The sequence below is a fragment of the Azospirillum oryzae genome (genome assembly GCF_008364795.1).
Lineage (GTDB): Bacteria > Pseudomonadota > Alphaproteobacteria > Azospirillales > Azospirillaceae > Azospirillum > Azospirillum oryzae.
On sequence record NZ_VTTM01000001.1, the window covers coordinates 885183 to 905076 of the forward strand.

Here is a 19894-nt window from a genome sequence, read left to right on the forward strand (position 1 = left end):
GCGGCCTTTCTCGTTCAGCCTACAGGATCATCCCTGCAATCAGCTGCGCACCAGCGGCTTGTACTTGATGCGGTGCGGCTGGTCGGCGTCGGCGCCCAGGCGGCGCTTCTTGTCGGCCTCGTAATCCTGGAAGTTGCCTTCGAACCATTCGACGTGGCTTTCGCCCTCGAAGGCCAGGATGTGGGTGGCGATGCGGTCGAGGAACCAGCGATCGTGGCTGATGACCACGGCGCAGCCGGCGAAGGCCTGCAGCGCGTCTTCCAGCGCCCGCAGCGTATCGACGTCCAGGTCGTTGGTCGGTTCGTCGAGCAGCAGGACGTTGGCGCCGGACTTCAGCATCTTGGCGAGGTGGACGCGGTTGCGCTCACCGCCCGACAGCTGGCCGACCTTCTTCTGCTGGTCGGGACCGCGGAAGTTGAAGCTGGAGACATAGGCGCGGCTGGGCATGGTCTTCTTGCCAAGCTCGACCAGATCCAGCCCGTCGGAGATTTCCTCCCACACCGTCTTCTTGGCGTCCAGGCTGTCGCGGCTCTGGTCGACATAGCCCAGCTTCACCGTGTCGCCGACGCGGAAGGTGCCGGCGTCCGGCCCATCCTGCCCGGTGATCATGCGGAACAGCGTGGTCTTGCCGGCGCCGTTCGGGCCGATGACGCCGACGATGCCGCCCGGCGGCAGACGGAAGGACAGGCCGTCGATCAGCAGGCGGTCGCCGAAGCCCTTGGCGATGTTCTCCGCCTCGATGACGACGTTGCCCAGGCGCGGCGGCACCGGAATGACGATCCGCGTCTCGCCGCCCTGCTCCTTGGCGCTTTCGGCCAGCAACGTCTCGTAGGCGGTGATACGCGCCTTGCTCTTGGCCTGACGGGCGCGCGGGGACTGCCGAATCCACTCCAGTTCGGTCGCCAGCTGCTTCTGCCGGGCTTCCTCCTGGCGGCCTTCCTGCTCCAGGCGCTTCTGCTTCTGCTCCAGCCAGGACGAGTAGTTGCCTTCCCACGGAATGCCCGACCCACGGTCGAGTTCGAGGATCCAGCCGGTGACGCTGTCCAGGAAGTAGCGGTCGTGGGTGACTAGCACGACGGTGCCCTTGTAGTCCTCCAGGTGCTTCTGCAGCCAGGCGACCGATTCGGCGTCGAGATGGTTGGTCGGCTCGTCGAGCAGCAGCAGGTCGGGCTTTTCCAGCAGCAGCTTGCAGAGCGCGACGCGGCGGCGCTCACCGCCCGACAGCTTGGTCACGTCGGCGTCGCCCGGCGGGCAGCGCAGGGCGTCCATGGCGATCTCGACCGTGCGGTCGATGTCCCAGGCGTCGGCCGCGTCGATCTTCTCCTGCAGCTCGCCCTGTTCGGCCAGCAGCGCGTCGAAATCGGCGTCCGGATCGGCCATCATGTTCGACACTTCGTTGAAGCGGTCGAGCAGCGCCTTCGTCTCCTTCAGCGCCTCCATGACGTTTTCCTGGACGTTCTTGGTCGGGTCCAGCTGTGGCTCCTGCGAGAGGTAGCCGACCTTGGCGCCCTCGGCCGCCCAGGCTTCGCCGGAGTAGTCCTTGTCCAGACCGGCCATGATCTTCATCAGGGTCGACTTACCGGCGCCGTTGACGCCGAGCACGCCGATCTTCACACCCGGCAGGAACGACAGCCAGATGTTGTCGAGAACCTTCTTGCCGCCAGGATAGACCTTGCTCAGGCCCTTCATGACATAGACATACTGGTAGGACGCCATGCGCCGCTCCGACCTTCCGAAAAGATGTGAGAATTGGCGCCGCCCATTCCTTGCGGTTCCACGGCACCCTGTCGCTAGGGTCCGGTTTTAGCGCATAAGGGCCGTGCATGAAACCTTGTTGAGCCGACCCGCCGGGATCGGGCGGTATCGGCGGGAAAAAGGCAGGAGGAAAAGGATTGGTCAGCCCCAAAGTCGAAATCTACGTCGATGCCGACGCCTGCCCGGTCAAGGCCGAGATTTACAAGGTCGCCGGCCGCACCGGCTGCAAGGTGTGGATCGTCGCCAACGCGCCCTTGCGCCTGCCGACGGAGTGCATCGCGGAACTGGTGGTGGTCAGCGACGGCTTCGACGCCGCCGACAACTGGATCGCCGAACATGCGGATTCGACCGACATCGTGGTGACCGCCGACATCCAGCTTGCCGATCGCTGCGTGAAGCGCAATGCGGTGGTGATCGGCCCGACCGGACGTCCCTTCACGCCGGACAGCGTCGGCTCGGCGCTCGCCACCCGCGCACTGATGCAGGATTTGCGCGACATGGGCGTGGTCGGCGGCGGCAACGCGCCGATGAGCCAGCGCGACAAGTCGCAGTTCCTGCAGACGCTGGACCAGGCGGTGCAGGCGCTGAAGGCGGGGCGCCGTCCGAAGTTCCGGTAAGGGGCAGTGGAATGGGGCTCTACAGCACTTGACAGCCCACGATACCCTGTGGAGTTTTAGTGACTATTTTAAATAGTCAGGACCTTGCTCATGCGCACAATCAGCTTGATGATTCTCACCGCGATTTTCCTCTCGGCTTGTGCGGTGGACCAAGTGTCGAACAAGCCCATACCAACACTGCTTCCCAACAACAAGCCCGGGTTTGGGATGAGAGGCATCATTCAGTTCACGCCGGACGAAGCGAAGGCCCGCCAAGAAATTGAAGGAATATTCGTCCAGGCCTGCAGTTCGGCAATCAAAATTCACTCGCTGAAAATGGAAAAATACACGGGACCGATCAACAACGGATACACCTATGCCGCTGTCGCGGAATGCCTTTGATTGAGCGCATAAACCATAGCGTTCATCTCAAAGGATCGGTCATTCGCGACGGTTTAATTCCCCATTGGTAAAGAAATGGCCCGCCTCAGCTCTGATGCGGGCCATTTTTCTGTCCGAACGACCTCGATAGACTGTGGGGAAATTATTACTCCCAGCCGGCGGCCTTCTCGCAGGCCTTGCGGGCCTGGGGATTGGCTTTTTCCCACTGAGTGATGGTCCGGGTTTCGTTGTCGTCCATCTTTTCATTCATGCAGACGCAGTATTTGTTAACCACCGCCTCCGGCACCTTGGCGTCGGCGTTGTCCTTCATGCACTGGGCCACCCACTTGGCGTTGTCGTCCGCCATGGCCGGCGAACCCACCGCCAGAATACCGAGGGACAGGACTGCGAGGGAGAGAGCAGAAACAGCGAACTTCATGAGCAGGCTCCACATTGGGCGGCGCGACGGAATGGTCGCGCCGCGCCGACAGTCGGCATCGCCAATGGTAAGAGCGATAATCAGAGTCCCACAAGGAAAGACTACGCCTTAAGAAATAAGGCGTAATTCATAGGCACTCGAAGACTTGCTTGTGATTAGACCCGCACCACCTTGCCCGGATTCAGCAGGTTGTTTGGATCGAAGGCGCGCTTCAGGTCGCCCATGACGTTGAACGCTTCGCCGGTCTCCTGCTCCAGGAACGCCATCTTGCCATAGCCGATGCCGTGTTCGCCGGTGCAGGTGCCGCCCATCTCCAGCGCGCGGGTCACCATCTTGTCGGCAAGGCGCTGGGCCTCGGCCAACTCGGCCGGGTTCTCCGGGTCGAGGACATAGACGAGGTGGAAGTTGCCGTCACCGACATGGCCGACCATCGGGGCCAGCATGTTGGACTCCGCCAGATCCTGCTTGGTCTCCAGAATGCAGTCGGCAAGCCGCGAGATCGGCACGCAGACGTCGGTCGGCCAGCCCTTCGATCCCGGACGCAGGGCCAGCGCGGCGTAATAGGCGTCGTGCCTGGCCTGCCACAGCTTCGACCTGTCCTCCGGCCGGGTGGCCCAGGCGAACTCCATGCCGCCATGTTCCTGCGCGATGGCCGCGACCATCTCCGCCTGCTCCTTCACGCCGGCCTCGGTGCCGTGGAATTCGAAGAACAGGGTCGGGGCGACGGCGTAGTCGAGCTTGGAGTATTTGTTGACGGCGTCGATCTGCACCTCGTCCAGCAGTTCGATGCGGGCGACCGGAACGCCGACCTGGATGGTCTGGATCACCGTGTCGACGGCGCCCTTGATCGACTGAAAGGCGCAGACGGCCGACGAGATGGCCTCCGGAATGCCATAGAGCTTCAGCGTCACCTCGGTGATGATGCCGAGCGTGCCCTCGGAGCCGACGAACAGGCGGGTCAGGTCATAGCCGGCCGCCGATTTGCGCGCCCGCCCGCCGGTCTTGATGACGCGGCCGTCGGCCAGAACCACGGTCAGGCCCAGGACATTCTCGCGCATCGTGCCGTAACGCACGGCGTTGGTGCCGCTGGCCCGCGTCGCCGTCATGCCGCCCAACGAGGCGTTGGCGCCGGGATCGATGGGGAAGAACAGGCCGGTGTCGCGCAGATGCTCGTTCAACTGCTTGCGGGTCACGCCGGCCTGAACGGTGACGTCGAGATCCTCCGGGCTGACGCGCAGGATCTGCTGCATGCCCGACAGGTCGATGGTGATGCCGCCGGCCAGAGCGGCGATGCCGCCCTCCAGAGAAGTGCCGGTGCCGAAAGGAATGACCGGCAGCTTGTGCTTCGCGCAGATCTTCACGATCGCGCTGACTTCTTCGGTCGAGTTGGCGAAGGCGACGCCATCCGGCGGACAGGGGGTGTGGTAGGACTCATCCTTGCCGTGATGCTCGCGCACCGGCAGGGAGGTGGTGAACCGGTCGCCCAGCAGAGCCGTCAGCTCGGCCCGAGCCTCCTCGGTCAGGGCCGCGCGCGGCTGGGTGGTGGCGATGACGGTCATGGGTGTTGTCCTCCCCGCTCCAAGATTCATTGGGATGGTTCATTGGTATGACCAAGCGAGGCTAAAGCGGCGGATGAGTGCTTGGCAAGACGGGCGCTGCGCAGGGGTGGAATGCCGGAGTGCCACAGGTTGGCTCCAAGTCCATGAGCGAACCGCCACACCTGTTGCACCGGCGGCGCAACAGTCCGTGCAACACCTGTTGCAACGCCCCACCCCGCCGCACCACCCCGAACCGCTGAAAATCAAGAAAATCCGCTGAACTGACCATCTGGCACGGCAGTTGCTCTTACTCCCTCGAACCGCACGTCGATCAACGGCGCGCATCAACGAGGGGGAGGCGCAATCTTGGCTCCGGTCGTCGGCATCGTCGCCAATCCGGTTTCCGCCCGCGACATCCGCCGGGTCGTCGCCAACGCCACCAGCCTGCAGATCGCCGACCGGGCGAACATCCTGCTGCGGGTGCTGGCGGCATTGCAGGCCTGCGGCGTCCGCGACGTTCTGATGATGCCGGAGAATGGCGGCATCCGCGCCCATGTCGAACGCGGCATGATGCGGGCCCGCTCACGCGGCGAGGACATCTACCCTGCCCTCCACCCGGTCGCCATGCCGATCACCGGCACCGTCGCCGACACCCACCGCGCCACCGCGGAGATGCGGCGGGCGGGCGTCTCGGCCCTGGTGGTGCTGGGCGGCGACGGCACCCATCGGGCGGTGGCGGCGGAATGCGGGACGGTGCCGATCGCCGGCATCTCCACCGGCACCAACAACGCCTTCCCCGAACACCGCGAGCCGACGATCACCGGGCTCGCCACCGGGCTGGCGGTCACCGGCCGGGTGCCGCCGCACATCGCTTTCACCGCCAACAAGCGCATTGACGTCTCCCTCATCAACGGGGCGAACGGCGGCGCCGTCACCGAAATGGCGCTGGTCGATGTGGCATTGGTGACGGAGCGCTACATCGGCGCCCGCGCCCTGTGGCGGACCGAGAATTTCCGCGAACTCTACGTCACCTTCGCCGACCCGGAGGTGATCGGCATGTCGGCCATCGCCGGCTTGCTGGAACCCGTCGGCCGCGACGAGAGCGGCGGCCTGATGGTGCGGCTGTCACCGGACGGCGACTGCCGCAAGGCTGCCACCACGCTCCACGCCCCCATCGCGCCGGGGATGATGGCCCGGGTCGGCATCACCGACTGGCGCCGCATGCCGGCCGACGTGGCCTTCGTGCCGGAGGTCACCGCCGGCTCCATCGCGCTGGATGGGGAGCGCGAACTGTCCTTCTCCGAACGCGACCGTCTGTCCCTGACGCTCCGGGACGACGCCTTCCGCACCGTCAACGTCGCCGCAGTGATGCGGCACGCCGGCCAGAACCGGCTGCTGACCGGCACCCCGGTGCCCGTCGCCGCCTTCTGACAACCACAACCCAAATCAACCAGGGAGAAAACACCTCATGGCCCAGAATCCCTTCCCCCTCGGCAAGGATGAGCTGCTGAAGGCCTACCGCACCATGCGGACGATCCGCGAGTTCGAGGAGCGGCTGCACGTCGATTTCGCCAAGGGCGACATCCCCGGCTTCGTCCACCTCTATGCCGGCGAGGAGGCCTGCGCCACCGGCATCATGATGCACCTGAACGACAACGACCGCATCGCCTCCACCCACCGCGGCCATGGCCACTGCATCGCCAAGGGCGTCGACGTCCACGCGATGATGGCGGAGATCTATGGCCGTTCCACCGGCGCCTGCCGGGGCAAGGGCGGGTCGATGCACATCGCCGACCTGTCCAAGGGCATGATGGGCGCCAACGGCATCCTGGGCGCCGGTGCGCCGCTGATCTGCGGGGCGGCGCTGGCGGCCAAGGTGCGCGGCGACCGCGGCGTCGGCATCACCTTCGTCGGCGACGGCGCGTCCAACCAGGGCACCTTCCTGGAAAGCCTGAACCTCGCCGCGGTGTGGAACCTGCCGGTGGTCTTCGTGGTGGAAAACAACGGCTATGCCGAATCCACGGCGATGGAATGGGCGGTGTCCTGCGACAGCTACGTCGACCGCGCCACCGGCTTCGGCATGCCGGGCGTGACGGTGGACGGCACCGACTTCTTCGCTGTGTACGAGGCGGCGGGCGAGATCATCCGCCGTGCCCGCGACGGCGGCGGTCCGGCGCTGTTGGAATGCAACATGGTCCGCTTCTACGGCCATTTCGAAGGCGACGCCCAGACCTACCGCGCCAAGGGCGAGCTGGAGGCGATCCGCGCGACGCGCGACTGCCTGACCATCCTGTCGGAACGGGTGATCGAGGCCGGGGTGATCGGCCGCGACGAATTGCAGACCATCGACCGCGAGGTGAACGCGCTGATCGAAGACGCCGTGCGCGCCGCCAAGGCCGCCCCGCTGCCGGTGGCCGAAGACCTGCTGCGCGACGTCTACGTCTCCTACTGAGCCCATTCAAGAAACGCCAAACGCGGAGGAAACACATGTCCCGCAAGATCAGCATGAAGCAGGCGATCAACGAGGCCCTGGACCTGGAGATGCGCCGCGACCCCACCGTCATCGTCATGGGCGAGGACATCGTCGGCGGTACCGGCGCCCAGGGCGAGGACGACGCCTGGGGCGGCGTGCTGGGCGTCACCAAGGGGCTGTACGCCAAGCACGGCAACCGGCTGATGGACACGCCGCTGTCGGAATCCGCCTATATCGGTGCCGCCGTCGGTGCCGCCGCCTGCGGGCTGCGGCCGGTGGCGGAGCTGATGTTCCTGGACTTCATGGGCGTCTGCTTCGACCAGATCTTCAACCAGGCCGCCAAGTTCCGCTACATGTTCGGCGGCAAGGCGGAGACGCCGGTGGTGATCCGCGGCATGGTCGGCGCCGGCTTCCGCGCCGCCGCCCAGCATTCGCAGATGCTGACCCCGCTGTTCACCCACATTCCGGGGCTGAAGGTGGTCTGCCCCAGCAACGCCTATGACGCCAAGGGCCTGCTGATCCAGTCGATCCGCGACAACGACCCGGTCATCTTCTGCGAGCACAAGAACCTCTACGGCCTGGAGTGCGAGGTCCCGGCGGAGAGCTACGCCATCCCCTTCGGCGAGGCGAACGTGTTGCGCGACGGCGACGACGTGACCATCGTCAGCTATGGCCTGACCGTCCACCGCGCGATGGAGGCGGCGACGGCGCTGGCCAAGGACGGCACCGAGGCGGAGGTGATCGACCTGCGCACCCTGTCGCCCATCGATTGGGACACCATCGTCGAGAGCGTCGAGCGCACCGGCCGTCTGGTGGTCGTGGACGAGGCGCACCCGCGCTGCAACCTCGCCACCGACATCGCGGCCTTCGTCGGCCAGAACGCCTTCGGGGCGTTGAAGGCCGGCATACAGATGGTGACCGCGCCCCACACGCCGGTGCCCTTCGCGCCCTCGCTGGAGGATCTGTACGTCCCCAGCGCCGACAGCATCGCCAGCGCCGTGAAGCGCACCCTGTCGCCCAAGGGGGCGCGCAGCATCGCGGCGTGAGGTAGGCGCCGGCCTGAATGCCCCCTCCCTAACCCTCCCCCGCTGGCGCGGGAGAGGGAACTGCCGCCGCTTTGCGTAAGGCACCCTCTCCCGCGAAGCGGGGGAGGGCTGGGGAGGGGGCATCCCTAGCAAAACAAAAAATCCCCCAGGAGACCGAGTTCCATGTTGAACGAGCGCATCAAGCCCATCGTCATGCCGAAATGGGGCCTGTCCATGTCGGAGGGCAAGGTCACCGGCTGGCTGAAGCGGCCGGGGTCCACCATCTCCATCGGCGATGAGTTGCTGGAGGTCGAAACCGACAAGATCACCAACGTGGTCGAGGCGGGAGAGACCGGCGTCCTGCGCCGCGTGCTGGGCGAGCCCGGCACCGTCTATCCGGTCAAGGCGCTGATCGCCGTGCTGGCCGAACCCGACGTGCCGGACGACGACATCGACGCCTTCATCAACGCCTATGCCGTCCCGGTCACCGAAGGCGACGGCGAGGCGGATGCCGGCCCGCAATACCACACCGCCGAAACGCCGGCCGGCACCATCCGCTACGCCAAGCGGGGCGAGACTGGACCCACCATCCTGCTGGTCCACGGCTTCGGCGGCGATCTCGACAACTGGCTGTTCACCATCGACGCTCTGGCGGAGAAGGCTACCGTCTACGCGCTCGACCTGCCCGGCCATGGGCAATCCACGAAGCAGATCGCCGATGCCAGCCTGTCCGGCCTGTCGAAGGCGGTGCTGGGCTTCCTCGACACGGTCGGGGTGGAGCGCGCCCATTTCGTCGGCCATTCCATGGGCGGAGCGGTGTCGATGCGCACGGCGCTCGACGCGCCGGGCCGGGTGGCGTCGCTGTCGCTGATCGCGTCGGCCGGCCTCGGCGAGCAGATCGACCACGGCTATATCCAGGGCTTCATCGGTGCGACATCGCGCCGCGACCTTAAACCGGTCCTGGAGACGCTGTTCGCCGACCGCGGCCTTGTCAGCCGCCAGATGGTTGACGACCTCTTGAAGTACAAGCGTCTGGACGGCGTGGACGAGGCCCTGCGGGCGCTGTCGGCGTCGCTGTTCGCCGAGGGTCGGCAGGCCAGCGTGCTCGCCTCCGGAATCGCGGATGCCAGGACGCCCACGCTGGTCGTGTGGGGCGAGGAGGATCGCGTCATCCCCGCCGACCACGCCCAGGCGCTGGCCAACACGGCACAGGTCGCCGTCATCCCCGGCGCCGGCCACATGGTGCAGATGGAGGCGGCCGGCAAAGTGAACGCGCTGCTGAAGGACCACATCGCGAAAGCGGACTGAGGCCCGACCGGCCTCACCAATCCAACCGCCCTTCGGTTCCCGATCCACCCGCAACCGGCGCGCAGGCTATCCGCCAGCGCGCCGGCAGGAGACCGCTCATGCCTGATTTCAAGGACAAGAGCATCATCGTCACCGGCGCCGGCCGCGGCATCGGCGCCACCATCGCCAAGGCGCTGGCCGCCGACGGTGCCAGGCTGACCATCGCCGACCGCACCGAGGCCGACGCGCAACAGGTGGCCGAGGCAATCCGCGCCGCCGGCGGCGCGGCAATCGCCGTCACCGTCGATGTCCGCGACCGCGCCGCCGTCCGCCGTATGATCGACGAGACGGTGAAGGCCCATGGCCGGCTCGACGTCATCTTCAACAATGCCGGCATCGCCCAGACCAAGCCCTTCCTCGACATCACCGAGGACGACTGGCACACGGTCAACGACGTCAACGCGCTGGGCGTGCTGATCGGCATGCAGGAAGCGATCAAGACGTTCAAGAAGCAGGGTGGCGGCGGCAAGATCGTCAACACCGCCTCCATCGCCGGCAAGCAGGGCTACGAGCCGCTGGCCCATTACTCCGCCAGCAAGTTCGCCGTCGTGGCATTGACCCAGGCCGCCGCCCGCGGCTTCGGCAAGGACGGCATCACCGCCAACGCCATCTGCCCCGGCGTGGTGGCGACCGAGATGTGGAAGATCATCGACCAGGGTTTCCGCGACACCGGCATCACCAAGTCCGAGAACGAGGCCTTCGACATGTTCGCCGCCGGCGCCGTGCTGGGCCGGCCGTCGCGGCCCGACGATCTGGTCGGCGTCGCCCGCTTCCTCGCCTCGTCGGACAGCGACTTCATGACCGGACAGTCCCTGCTGGTCGACGGCGGGATGGTGTTCGCCTGATCGTCCCGACCGCTCGCCTCACAACGATAAAACCGGAGGACAACACCATGAGTGCCACGTCGATGAAGGCCGCCGTCTGGCACGGCCGCAAGGACATCCGGGTCGAGGACGTGCCGCTGCCGGGCGCGCCGCCCGCCGGCTGGGTGCAGATCAAAGTGCATTGGTGCGGCATCTGCGGGTCCGACCTGCATGAATATGTCGCCGGCCCGGTCTTCATCCCCGTCGATACGCCCCACCCGCTGACCGGGCTGAAGGGCCAATGCATCCTGGGCCACGAGTTCAGCGGCGAGATCGCGACGCTGGGCGAGGGCGTCACCGGCTTCGCGGTCGGCGATCGGGTGGCGGCCGACGCCTGCCAGCATTGCGGCGAGTGCTATTACTGCAAGCACGGCATGTACAACATCTGCGAAAAGCTGGCATTCACCGGCCTGATGAACAACGGCGCTTTCGCCAGCCTGGTCAATGTGCCGGCCGAGCTGCTCTACAAGCTGCCCGACGGCTTCCCGACCGAGGCCGGCGCCCTGATCGAGCCGCTGGCGGTCGGCATGCATGCGGTGAAGAAGGCCGGCAGCATCGTCGGCGAAACGGTGGTGGTGGTCGGCGCCGGCACCATCGGGCTGTGCACCATCATGTGCGCGAAGGCGGCGGGAGCCGGGCGGATCATCGTCCTTGAGATGTCCGCCGCCCGCAAGGCCAAGGCGCTGGAGGTCGGCGCCAGCATCGTGCTCGACCCCAAGGAGTGCGACGCGGTGGCGGAGGTGAAGGCGCTGACCGGCGGTTACGGCGCCGACGTGTCGTTCGAATGCATCGGCCACCGCGACACGGCGAAGCTCGCCATCGACGTGATCCGCAAGGCCGGCAAGACCGTTCTGGTCGGCATCTTCGAGGAGCCGAGTTCCTTCAACTTCTTCGAGATCGTCGCCACCGAGAAGCAGGTCATCGGCTCTCTCGCCTACAATGGCGAGTTCGCTGACGTCATCCGCTTCATCGCCGACGGCCGCATCGACGTGCAGCCGCTGATCACCGGCCGCATCACGCTGGACGACATCGTCAGCGGCGGCTTCGAGGAACTGGTCGCCCACAAGGACCGCAACGTGAAGATCATCGTGCAGCCGCAGGCGGCGCTTGCTGCGGCCGAACAGCCGGAGCTTGTTCACTGATGGCCCTGCCCGCGATGCACCTGAAGCCCGCCCGCCCGGAGCATCGGGCCGAGAAGCCGGCCTGGCTCCGCGCCCGCGCGCCCGGCGGTGCGGCGTTCGAGGACACGCAGTCGCTCGTCCGCCGCCACGGCCTGAACACGGTCTGCGAGGAGGCCGCCTGCCCCAACATCGGCGAGTGCTGGAGCAAGCGGCACGCCACGGTGATGATCCTGGGCAGCGTGTGCACGCGGGCCTGCGCCTTCTGCAACGTCGCCACCGGCCGGCCGGACGCGCTCGATCCCCACGAGCCGGACCGGCTGGCCGAGGCGGTGGGCGAACTGGGCCTAGCCCATGTCGTCATCACCTCGGTCGACCGCGACGATCTGCCGGACGGCGGTGCGGCTCATTTCGCCCGCTGCATCCGCCGCCTGCGCGACACCGCCCCCAGTACGACGGTGGAGGTGCTGACCCCCGATTTCCGCAACAAGGCCGGCGCGGTGGAGACGGTGGCAGACGCCCGGCCCGACGTCTACAACCACAATCTGGAAACCGTGCCGCGGCTCTATGCCGATGTGCGGCCGGGAGCGCGCTATTACGGGTCGTTGCGCCTGCTGGAACGCGTTAAGGACCGCGACCCGACCATCTTCACCAAGTCCGGCATCATGGTCGGGCTGGGCGAGGAGCCGGCGGAGGTCTTGCAGGTGATGGACGACCTGCGGGCGGCGGGCGTCGATTTCCTGACCATCGGCCAGTATCTCCGCCCCACCCCCAACCACCACCCGGTCGCCCGCCACGTCACGCCCGAGGAGTTCGAGCGCTACGGTACGGTGGCGCGGGCGAAGGGTTTCCTGATGGTATCGGCGACCCCGCTGACCCGCTCCTCCCACCATGCCGGGCGCGACTTCGAGGAGTTGCGGCGGCGGGCGGCGACAAAGGGCTGAGCATCGCTCTGATCCCGGCGGTTTTCGACGGGACCGCCGGTATCAGAGCGCGCGCTTCGGCCCGACCGCGACCCCGTCCGGCTGCGGCGGCTTCATCAGCTTGCAGTCGCTGACGCAATAGGTCTGCTGCTCGATCCGGCCACCGCAGGATTTGAAGCAGCCGTCGTAGTCGCTTCCACAGGAAAGACTGCTGGAACAGCTGATTTCCCGCTCGAAATCACTGAGCGTCTTCATCTTCTTCTTGTTGAAATCCTTCGGCAGTAATTTGAGATAGGCTCGATAATCGGCATGGGCGCGGGTCAGCCCCTCGGCCCGGCAGGTCTGAAGAGCCAGCTCCCTCGCCGAATCGCAGATGGATTGCGCCTGCTTGCATTGGGCGACACAGAGCTTTCCCGCCTCGCTGACCGGCGAGAAATAGGTCGTCGTCGTCTCGAAACGTGGGCCGCAACCAGCCATCCCGACCGCCAGCAGGCAGCCGAGCACAATAAAACGCGTCGTCATCGTGGATGCCCCGCCGTGGATTACTTTCAATCGACACGAACAGGGCGCCGATACAAAATAATCCACGTCATAGGCCGATTTCGCGAGAGCAGCACCTTACCCGGAAATAAGCCACCCAAAAAGCGACAGACAGAAGCGGATTACAGCTTCCAGGCAGTGCGCAAATCCGCGCTCAGGTCAAATGCTGCCTTTGCAGGTAGTCCTCGCTCTGCATCTCCAGCAGTAATGCCACCTATTTCTTGATCTGCTCCGCGGCATGCCCAATCCCGCACCAAGCCTGAAATTTTTTCGACACCTTCGACACTAAATAGCTGCTTTTGCTAGCTGATACTCGATTTTGTGACACTTGACAGTCGCCTGACCGTCTCGCCATACTGCGCCCCAAGATGACACCTCTCGCCACAAGCGGAAGCGTGCAGCCAATATCTGGTGTGACACCGCCTGTGACACGGAACGACCCGTGTCACAGACGGGGGCGTAGGGGGGTGACGATGGGCTTGCTTACCGACACGATGATCCGCAACGCGCGCGCCAAAACGGGCGATCGCCTCGTGCTGTCCGATGGCGGTGGTCTGGAACTGCAGGTCACGGCGAAGGGCGTGAAGTCCTGGTATCTCCGTGTGCGGGTCAAGAGCGAGGATGGTGGGACCGGCCTTCAGCGGCGTATCCCGCTTGGAGCCTATCCTGCCGTGTCGCTGTCCGATGCCCGCATTGAAGCGGCACGCATCCGCTCGGAGGCGCGGACCGGCCGTGATCCGAAGGCTGCGGCGGCACGCTCCTCCCTGGGGACTGGGAAGCCCAAGACGGTCGCGGCTGCCGCGAAGCTCTACAGCGACCATCTTGAAGCCGGCGGTCGGGCCAAGAGCTATGTATCGGAACGCTCCCGCCTCCTGACCCTCTACCTGCTGCCGAAGCTGGGCAAGCTGTCCCCGCAGGACGTCGATCGTGCCATGCTCTCGGCCGTCGTCGAGCAGGAGGCAAAGCGCCAGTTGAAGGCCAAGCAGAAGGGGGTCCAAGCTCGCAGGCTGGCCAGCGTCATCACGGCGATGTGGCGGTTCCTGGAGGATAAGGGCTGGCTGGTCCGCCGCGGCGAGGCCGATCGCCTGCTGGTATCGGTGGGCGCGGAACAGCCCCGCGACCGCGTGCTGTCAGACCAGGAACTCGGTAGTGTCGCCTTCGCCCTCGGCCTGCTGGACGGGAAGACCTTCTACGACCGGCAGGACAACGGCCATCGCCCGTCCGACAGGGGCACCCTCGACGCAATGGCGCTGGCGCTGCTGCTGGGGCTCCGCGGTGGCGAGGCGACGGCCCTTATGAGCGAGGACGTCGTAGACGATCCGGAGACCGGGATGACGATTCTGCGGATTGCCTCCCGCGGCGGCAAGACTGCAGCAGCGCGCCGGGACATCCCTCTTCCGCCCTTGGCCCTGAGCATCGTCCGCCGCCGTCAGAAACAGGCGAAGCACGGTCAGCTTTTCCCAACACCGAGCGGGAAGTCCGTCGACCGCCTGACGGTAAGCGGGTTGGGCTACGCCGCGTCGCAGCTGGCCGACAAGCTGGGCCATCGCGATGCGGAAGGGCGCAAGTGGACGACGCATGATCTGCGCCGAACGTTGGCCAGCATCCTGGGTGAGCGCGATGTCGTTGAGGCGGTTCAGAAGCGCATCCTCGGCCATGCAGGCGCCGATGTGACCAGCCGCGTCTATGACCGCAGCCGCCGGCAAAAGCAGATGCTTGAAGCGCTTACGACCGCCGAGACATGGATCCTGGAAAGGGCACGGGTAGCGGCGAAGGCGACGGACAAGGTGGTCGCGCTGACCGGGCGGTAAGGGGGAATTGCGGGGCCATAAACGGCAGCGGACTTACAGGGCCGCGAAGCTATGGCTGTCCCGTCAGGGACCTGCCGCCGGCTTTGTCGGCCAACCGACCGGTGCAGTTGCGCATCCGGCCAAAAATAACGTTAATTCAGTGTTGTTTTGGTGAAATTCCAGAGCAGCTTTTAGGTGGTTCCTGCTGTTGGATGCCAGTCCGATGCAGGTCCCATCTGGGTAACGACAAGACGACACCCCTTAGGGTGCTGTCGTCGTGTCGTCTATCCCTCCGCTGGAAGACGGCGGGACGACATCACGACAACTGGACATTCTTCGCGTCTTGTCCTGATGTCCGTTACTACGACTGAAGATGACCTAAACCGACAGCTCTTCCGGATTGCAGAGCCAGATACGATCGCTGCCGGTAGCAGCCAAAGCTGCCTTACGCAACTCCGCAACTACGCGCTGCCCCTGCTTAAGTTCCGTGTCCTTACGCTCCGCACCGATCACCCCCTGAGACTTCAACATCTCGTAGAAGTCAGCGATCCGGACGCTGGGCACCGGCGCAACTCCCCGGCTCGTCACAATGATTCCCTTATCGAACAAGACATTCCGGAGTGCCTGCAATTTCAGCGCGAGGTCGGTCTTCTTCTTCCGACTGCTGGCTGCGCCCTGATGGTCGCACGGCTCGACGACACAGCTCGTGACCGCCTCCCCGTGGCGGTTAATTCCCAGCTCGATCGTCTTCAAACCGTAGCCGAACGGCACGGGGATCGGGAGGTCGCGCTGCTTGGTCACCGTGATCGCCCCACCCTTCGCGCTTTCGGAGCGGGCAATCTCGATCATCGTATCCGTGGCGGCCCGGAGAAGAGAGTGGCCTCGGGCGCCCTTGGCCGGATCCTTACCGCAATGGTGGATGAGCAACAGGTGCGTGCCCGTCTCATCGCGGATGCGCCCCACATTATTGACCAGCGCCCCCATGTCGTCGCTGGCGTTCTCGTTCCCGCCGGCCAGCGCACGGGAGAGGGTATCGATCACGACCAGCTTAACCGGCTCGCCCAAGACGGCCGCTTCGTCCTGAATGAGGGCGATCAGATCATCGACATCGGCCTCAGGGTCCAGCAGGTTCACCGAGCTGGGCACCAAGCTGAAAGGCACCTCAAGTTCCGGCGCGAGGTTGTGATAGCGCTTGAACGCCTCGATGCGGTTGAGGGCGCCGCTGCCGCCTTCGGCCGCGACGTAGATCACCCCTCCTTTCTCGACCCGTCGCCCATGCCAGGGCCAGCCTAGCGCGACATGAAGGGCCATATCGAGGACGACGAAGGTCTTGCCCACATTGGAGTCGCCGTAGAAGACCGACAAGGCGGTCGTCGTCAGCAGCCCCTGCACAAAGTCATCGGTGTCGATGCGGGCATGCAGCTCCGAAAACCGGAACCGCGTCAGCTTCGTGTTCCGCGCCCCTTCCAGATTGGAAGGAGGCGCCATGCCCGCTTCTTCGGCGGTCGGCACGAACGGCACCGCCGCCGCCAGACCGCGCCGCACGCCATCCGCACCATCCCGCACATGGATGTCCAGCCAGTCGACCTTCTCGCCAGCGCCGCCCGGCAGGGCGATGCTGACCGGCACACGATCGCGCAAGGACAGGCCGAGCTTGCGGGCAGCCATCTCTCCGCGGTGGCTGGGCCGCTTGCCCGGCGCAGCCCCGTCGTCGCGGTCGGCGGCCACCGTGACCAGCTTGGTCGCCGGCCACGGCCGGAACGCTTCCATGCCGCCGGCCGAGATGGCCGCCACAACAGCGACATGGCCGATACCGACAGCCGGCGTCATGGCGTAGGCGATCGCGGCGCCGGTTTCGATCCCCTCGCACACGTAGACGTGCTCGGCGCCCTTCGCATCGCCCCAGACGACGCCACAGCCGGAGGTGCTGGCCGAGCCTTCCGGCACGCGGACCGACTTCTTCGAATCGCGCCCGTCCAAGTCGGCCTTTCCGCGCCCGCCGTCGGCGAGGTAGATGCGCATCGCGTGGACGCGGCCATCAGCGGCGACGGTTTCGTAGATCGCGCAGGGCGGCTGGGCCACGAGGACGGGCTTAGCGCTGCCGACGGGCGGCGGGTCGTAGTAGCCCAGCGCCTTGTGGCCGGCGAACCGCGTGGAGGGCATCAGGACGTCGCCGGCCGGCACATGGAGGCGGTGCGCCAGATAGGTCAACGGCAAGCTGTCGTCACGGTTGCCGTCCGGCGGGGCGAGGAGGTCCTCAACGCGGCGGCGATGGGTGCCCTGACGGTCGGACTTCCCCCGGATGAGGTCGGAGCGGCCGATGGCTTCGGCGACGAAGTGCTTGGCGGCTTCGAAGTCGACACCGTTCATGCCCTGCACCACGTCGAAGATGTCGTGGGCGGTGCGGCAGGAGCAGAACGCCTTCGCCTGCTGGTCATCCCAGCGGAAATCATTCTTGCCGCCGTGGTCCGGGTAGGGGCAGTCGATGTGCGAGCCACGCCCGGCTTGCCAGTTGATGCGGAGAGCGGCCAGGACGGCGTGCTCGTGATGCAAAACGGCCGCCTTGATGGCGGCCGTCTCGATGAAGTTGTGGGAAGCCTCGTGGCTCATTTGGCGAAATCCCGAGCGTAGGCGGCATCGGATTTCAGGAGCGCCAGTTCGAAATGGGTCAACTCTTCCGGGAAGGGCTTCCCCACATCTTCCAGCAGCTGGTAGCGCTTACGGACCCAGACGGTCGTATGCATACGGACCTCGCTCTCGGCCCAGCCCTGGCCGGCCGGGCGCGACGACGGGTGGCTCATCTTGCCGTTGATGATCACGTCGTCGTTATCGGTGGTCTTGAATTCCCACACGGCGACGAAAGCCTGAGAGGTCATCACGCGCCCTCCCCACGGAAGGCCGCCACGCCGCCCTGGCGGCAGCGCTTGGTCCAGGACTTGATGTCCGAGGTGGCATAGATGATCCGGCGGGAGGCGACGCGGAGGAAGGCCGGGCCGTTGCCCTCGGTGCGGAAGCGCTGGAGGGTGCGGCGCGACAGGCCGAGCAGCTTGGCCGCCTCCTCCTCGTTCATGTAGATCTTGGTGTTCATGGAACTTCCTGTCTCATTGAGGTCGCCAATTGCGACAGGAATGATTTACCGGCGCCTCCTGGCGGCCGGACGGGGAGTTAATTCCCCGATTTTGAAGCCATTAACTCCCCTACCGGGCTGATTTCGCCAGATCTTCCAGCGCATTCTTGACTTTGCCGCCCAACTGAACCCCATCGTAGCCGGCCAACAGTGGCACCGTCTCCGCGATGAAGCGTACAAACGGGCCATCACGGTCGTTGGAATCGGGTATGGAACTGGTCCCCGCCTTCTGCCCCGGCAACAACTGCGCCCAGGTCTCCGCCATGCAATGGACGAGCATGAGGAACCTGTGATCCGGCTTGCGGCCCTTCTGCGCTGCTTCTTGGGCCAACACGTCGATGGCACCGGCCATAGGGGCTTGGAGGTCACTTAGCGCCTCGATCGCGGTACGCAGATATGAGGCAGACCGGCTTGGTGCGCTCACGTCATCCGCGGCGCTGTCATCATCCTCCGCCTGCGACCGTTCCGCCAACTCGACCCGATGCAGGGCCATCGAGTTTTGCATTTCGCACAGCAGCGGGAGCAGCTTTTTAATCAGTTCGGCCACTTCCGTAAGGCGCTTGCGGTCGTGGGCGCTGCGATCTTCCTGCGAGGTTCTGTAGGCGTTGATCGCCTCGCCGACGCCCTTGGCCATCATGTCCTTCTCCACAGCCGTCAGCGACTCGCCCTTCGCCGCGGCGACAACGGCTTCGCATCCGGCGATGACCTTGTCCCACGCGCGACCCTGCTGGTCATGGCTGCCCCCGCCCGCAGCTTGGTCGTCTGGTCGTGTCGCCATTCCCCATACCTCGCATGTTGCACGCCGCCGGCTCCACGAAGGCTGACCGGCGAGGGGCAAACATATCGGCGTATGCGACGGCGGGACAAGCGGGAGGCGGCGTCGGGCAGACGCCTATGCCGGCCAGTACAGGCGCTTCAAGGGCAGCAAGCGCTTGGAGTCGACATCCAGTCCGTCGTAATGCTCCAGCGCCAGGGCGACGAGGTCGTCGAGGTCCAGCAGCGACAAGGGGATGGGCGCCCGGTCGGCCTCGTACTTGGCGTCGCGGGCGAAGCCGCCGGTGGAGACGTAAAGGCCGCGGTCGCCGGGGCGCCGGCCGCCGAGGAAGGAGCGCACGGACGGTGCACCGATGGGGCCGGAGCGGTGCTTGACCTCGACGAAGATGCGGGGGTCCTCCAGCCCCAGCCCGTCGGGCGAGGCGAAGATGTCGCGGCCACGGTCGGGGCCAACCGGCGACACGCGCGTCTTGTAGCCCATCGCCCGCAGCAGGCCGGCAACGAACAACTCCATGTCGCGCGGGCTGAGCTTCACCAGCCGGTCCTTGATGAACTCCAGCGCCTTCGCTTCCAGATCCTCGAACAGGTCCTGCTCGGCCGCGGCCTCCGCCGTCGGGTCGGCGATAGTGACGACATCGAGGTCGGCACCGTCCTGCACGGCACCACCCGCCTGCTTGGCCGCCGGAGCGTCCGGGCCGGCCAGCGCGGTGTCGATTTCGGCGGCCGTCTCCGCCGGCACCTGGAAGACAGTGGTCACCGATCCCAGCGAGTTCTTGGCGGAGACGCCCAGCACATCCCGCGGAACCGACCCGCCCCAGGTCACCGGCCGGACATTGGGGTAATCGGGGTCGAAGGTCGGCTCATGGGCGTAGGGTCCGGTCACGGTGCCGACATGATAGACGCGACCGTCGGGGTCATAGGAGATGACGCGGTCGCCGACCTGGATGTCGCTGCGGAAGCGGTGGAGCTGGCCGGCATTGTTGCCGACCTCATAGACGTTCCAGTCCGGCCAGCGGGTCCGCACCAGCGCCACCATTGCCGGCCGGTCGGCAACTGCCGCCAGCGAACCGAGTTCGGCCCAGCCGATGGCAACCCGCCCGGCGGTGCGGAAGCGGTCGATCAGCGCACCGCGCTTTCCGGCGCGGACCATCCAGGTCTTGGGAGGCATGCGGGGGCTCTTGCAGACGGGAGACATGACGGGATGC

Annotated in this window: 19 protein-coding genes; 10 read left to right on the plus strand and 9 right to left on the minus strand. The window is 65.9% G+C overall.

Translation table 11 applies throughout. From position 1 onward, the window contains the following. Window positions 1-39 precede the first annotated feature (39 nt). Complete coding sequence (gene ettA / locus FZ938_RS04260) at window positions 40-1716, minus strand: energy-dependent translational throttle protein EttA (protein WP_149197377.1); 1677 nt, start codon at window positions 1714-1716, stop codon at window positions 40-42. Between the two features lie 176 nt (window positions 1717-1892). Here ettA and FZ938_RS04265 point away from each other — a divergent pair, with 176 nt between their 5' ends. Then, on the plus strand, window positions 1893-2372 hold the full coding sequence (locus FZ938_RS04265) for a YaiI/YqxD family protein (protein WP_149197378.1): 480 nt from the start codon (window positions 1893-1895) through the stop codon (window positions 2370-2372). Between the two features lie 90 nt (window positions 2373-2462). Beyond that, window positions 2463-2753, plus strand: a complete 291-nt coding sequence (locus tag FZ938_RS04270) for a hypothetical protein (protein WP_149197379.1) — start codon at window positions 2463-2465, stop codon at window positions 2751-2753. Window positions 2754-2898: 145 nt separating this feature from the next. On the opposite strand, the gene FZ938_RS04275 is transcribed toward FZ938_RS04270, so the two are convergent. Together FZ938_RS04275 and FZ938_RS04280 are read right to left on the minus strand one after the other, a co-directional pair. Beyond that, window positions 2899-3171 carry a hypothetical protein gene (locus FZ938_RS04275; RefSeq protein ID WP_149197380.1) on the minus strand — a complete coding sequence of 91 codons (273 nt, stop codon included), beginning with the start codon at window positions 3169-3171 and terminating at the stop codon, window positions 2899-2901. A 155-nt stretch (window positions 3172-3326) separates the two neighbouring features. Beyond that, a complete protein-coding gene (locus FZ938_RS04280; RefSeq protein ID WP_149197381.1) occupies window positions 3327-4730 on the minus strand; it encodes an FAD-binding oxidoreductase in 1404 nt (467 codons plus the stop codon). Between the two features lie 345 nt (window positions 4731-5075). Here FZ938_RS04280 and FZ938_RS04285 point away from each other — a divergent pair, with 345 nt between their 5' ends. From FZ938_RS04285 to lipA, 7 genes are all read left to right on the plus strand, one after another. After that, complete coding sequence (locus tag FZ938_RS04285; protein ID WP_149197382.1) at window positions 5076-6140, plus strand: ATP-NAD kinase family protein; 1065 nt, start codon at window positions 5076-5078, stop codon at window positions 6138-6140. A 37-nt stretch (window positions 6141-6177) separates the two neighbouring features. Beyond that, complete coding sequence (locus tag FZ938_RS04290; RefSeq protein ID WP_149197383.1) at window positions 6178-7161, plus strand: thiamine pyrophosphate-dependent dehydrogenase E1 component subunit alpha; 984 nt, start codon at window positions 6178-6180, stop codon at window positions 7159-7161. 35 nt (window positions 7162-7196) lie between these two features. After that, complete coding sequence (locus FZ938_RS04295; protein WP_149197384.1) at window positions 7197-8228, plus strand: alpha-ketoacid dehydrogenase subunit beta; 1032 nt, start codon at window positions 7197-7199, stop codon at window positions 8226-8228. A 162-nt stretch (window positions 8229-8390) separates the two neighbouring features. Continuing rightward, on the plus strand, window positions 8391-9515 hold the full coding sequence (locus FZ938_RS04305) for an acetoin dehydrogenase dihydrolipoyllysine-residue acetyltransferase subunit (RefSeq protein WP_174757322.1): 1125 nt from the start codon (window positions 8391-8393) through the stop codon (window positions 9513-9515). 98 nt (window positions 9516-9613) lie between these two features. Next, entirely contained in the window at window positions 9614-10399 is a 786-nt protein-coding gene (locus tag FZ938_RS04310) for a glucose 1-dehydrogenase (RefSeq protein ID WP_149197385.1), read from the plus strand. Window positions 10400-10446: 47 nt separating this feature from the next. Beyond that, window positions 10447-11559, plus strand: a complete 1113-nt coding sequence (locus FZ938_RS04315; protein ID WP_246457509.1) for a 2,3-butanediol dehydrogenase — start codon at window positions 10447-10449, stop codon at window positions 11557-11559. Beyond that, a complete protein-coding gene (lipA, locus tag FZ938_RS04320; RefSeq protein WP_149197386.1) occupies window positions 11559-12479 on the plus strand; it encodes a lipoyl synthase in 921 nt (306 codons plus the stop codon). Before FZ938_RS04315 ends, lipA begins: the two co-directional genes overlap by 1 nt. A 42-nt stretch (window positions 12480-12521) precedes the next feature. Here the strand turns inward: lipA and FZ938_RS04325 are convergent, their stop codons facing one another. After that, a complete protein-coding gene (locus FZ938_RS04325) occupies window positions 12522-12980 on the minus strand; it encodes a hypothetical protein (RefSeq protein WP_149197387.1) in 459 nt (152 codons plus the stop codon). 491 nt (window positions 12981-13471) lie between these two features. Between FZ938_RS04325 and FZ938_RS04330 the strand changes: the two genes are divergently transcribed. Further along, entirely contained in the window at window positions 13472-14809 is a 1338-nt protein-coding gene (locus FZ938_RS04330; RefSeq protein WP_174757324.1) for a tyrosine-type recombinase/integrase, read from the plus strand. Window positions 14810-15166: 357 nt separating this feature from the next. Here FZ938_RS04330 and FZ938_RS04335 read toward each other — a convergent pair whose 3' ends face one another. The 5 genes from FZ938_RS04335 to FZ938_RS04355 all read right to left on the minus strand — a co-directional run bounded on the left by FZ938_RS04335 (window position 15167) and on the right by FZ938_RS04355 (window position 19857). Beyond that, window positions 15167-17398: an AAA family ATPase gene (locus tag FZ938_RS04335; protein WP_149197389.1), complete on the minus strand. Its 2232-nt coding sequence runs from the start codon at window positions 17396-17398 to the stop codon at window positions 15167-15169. Continuing rightward, a complete protein-coding gene (locus tag FZ938_RS04340) occupies window positions 17395-17664 on the minus strand; it encodes a hypothetical protein (RefSeq protein WP_149197390.1) in 270 nt (89 codons plus the stop codon). Before FZ938_RS04340 ends, FZ938_RS04335 begins: the two co-directional genes overlap by 4 nt. Continuing rightward, window positions 17664-17876 carry a helix-turn-helix transcriptional regulator gene (locus FZ938_RS04345; RefSeq protein ID WP_149197391.1) on the minus strand — a complete coding sequence of 71 codons (213 nt, stop codon included), beginning with the start codon at window positions 17874-17876 and terminating at the stop codon, window positions 17664-17666. The genes FZ938_RS04340 and FZ938_RS04345 overlap by 1 nt, the downstream gene beginning before the upstream one ends. A gap of 109 nt (window positions 17877-17985) precedes the next feature. Continuing rightward, a complete protein-coding gene (locus tag FZ938_RS04350; RefSeq protein WP_149197392.1) occupies window positions 17986-18693 on the minus strand; it encodes a hypothetical protein in 708 nt (235 codons plus the stop codon). A gap of 114 nt (window positions 18694-18807) precedes the next feature. Then, window positions 18808-19857, minus strand: coding sequence for a restriction endonuclease (locus FZ938_RS04355; protein WP_211101033.1), 1050 nt, complete (start codon window positions 19855-19857; stop codon window positions 18808-18810). Window positions 19858-19894 lie beyond the last annotated feature (37 nt).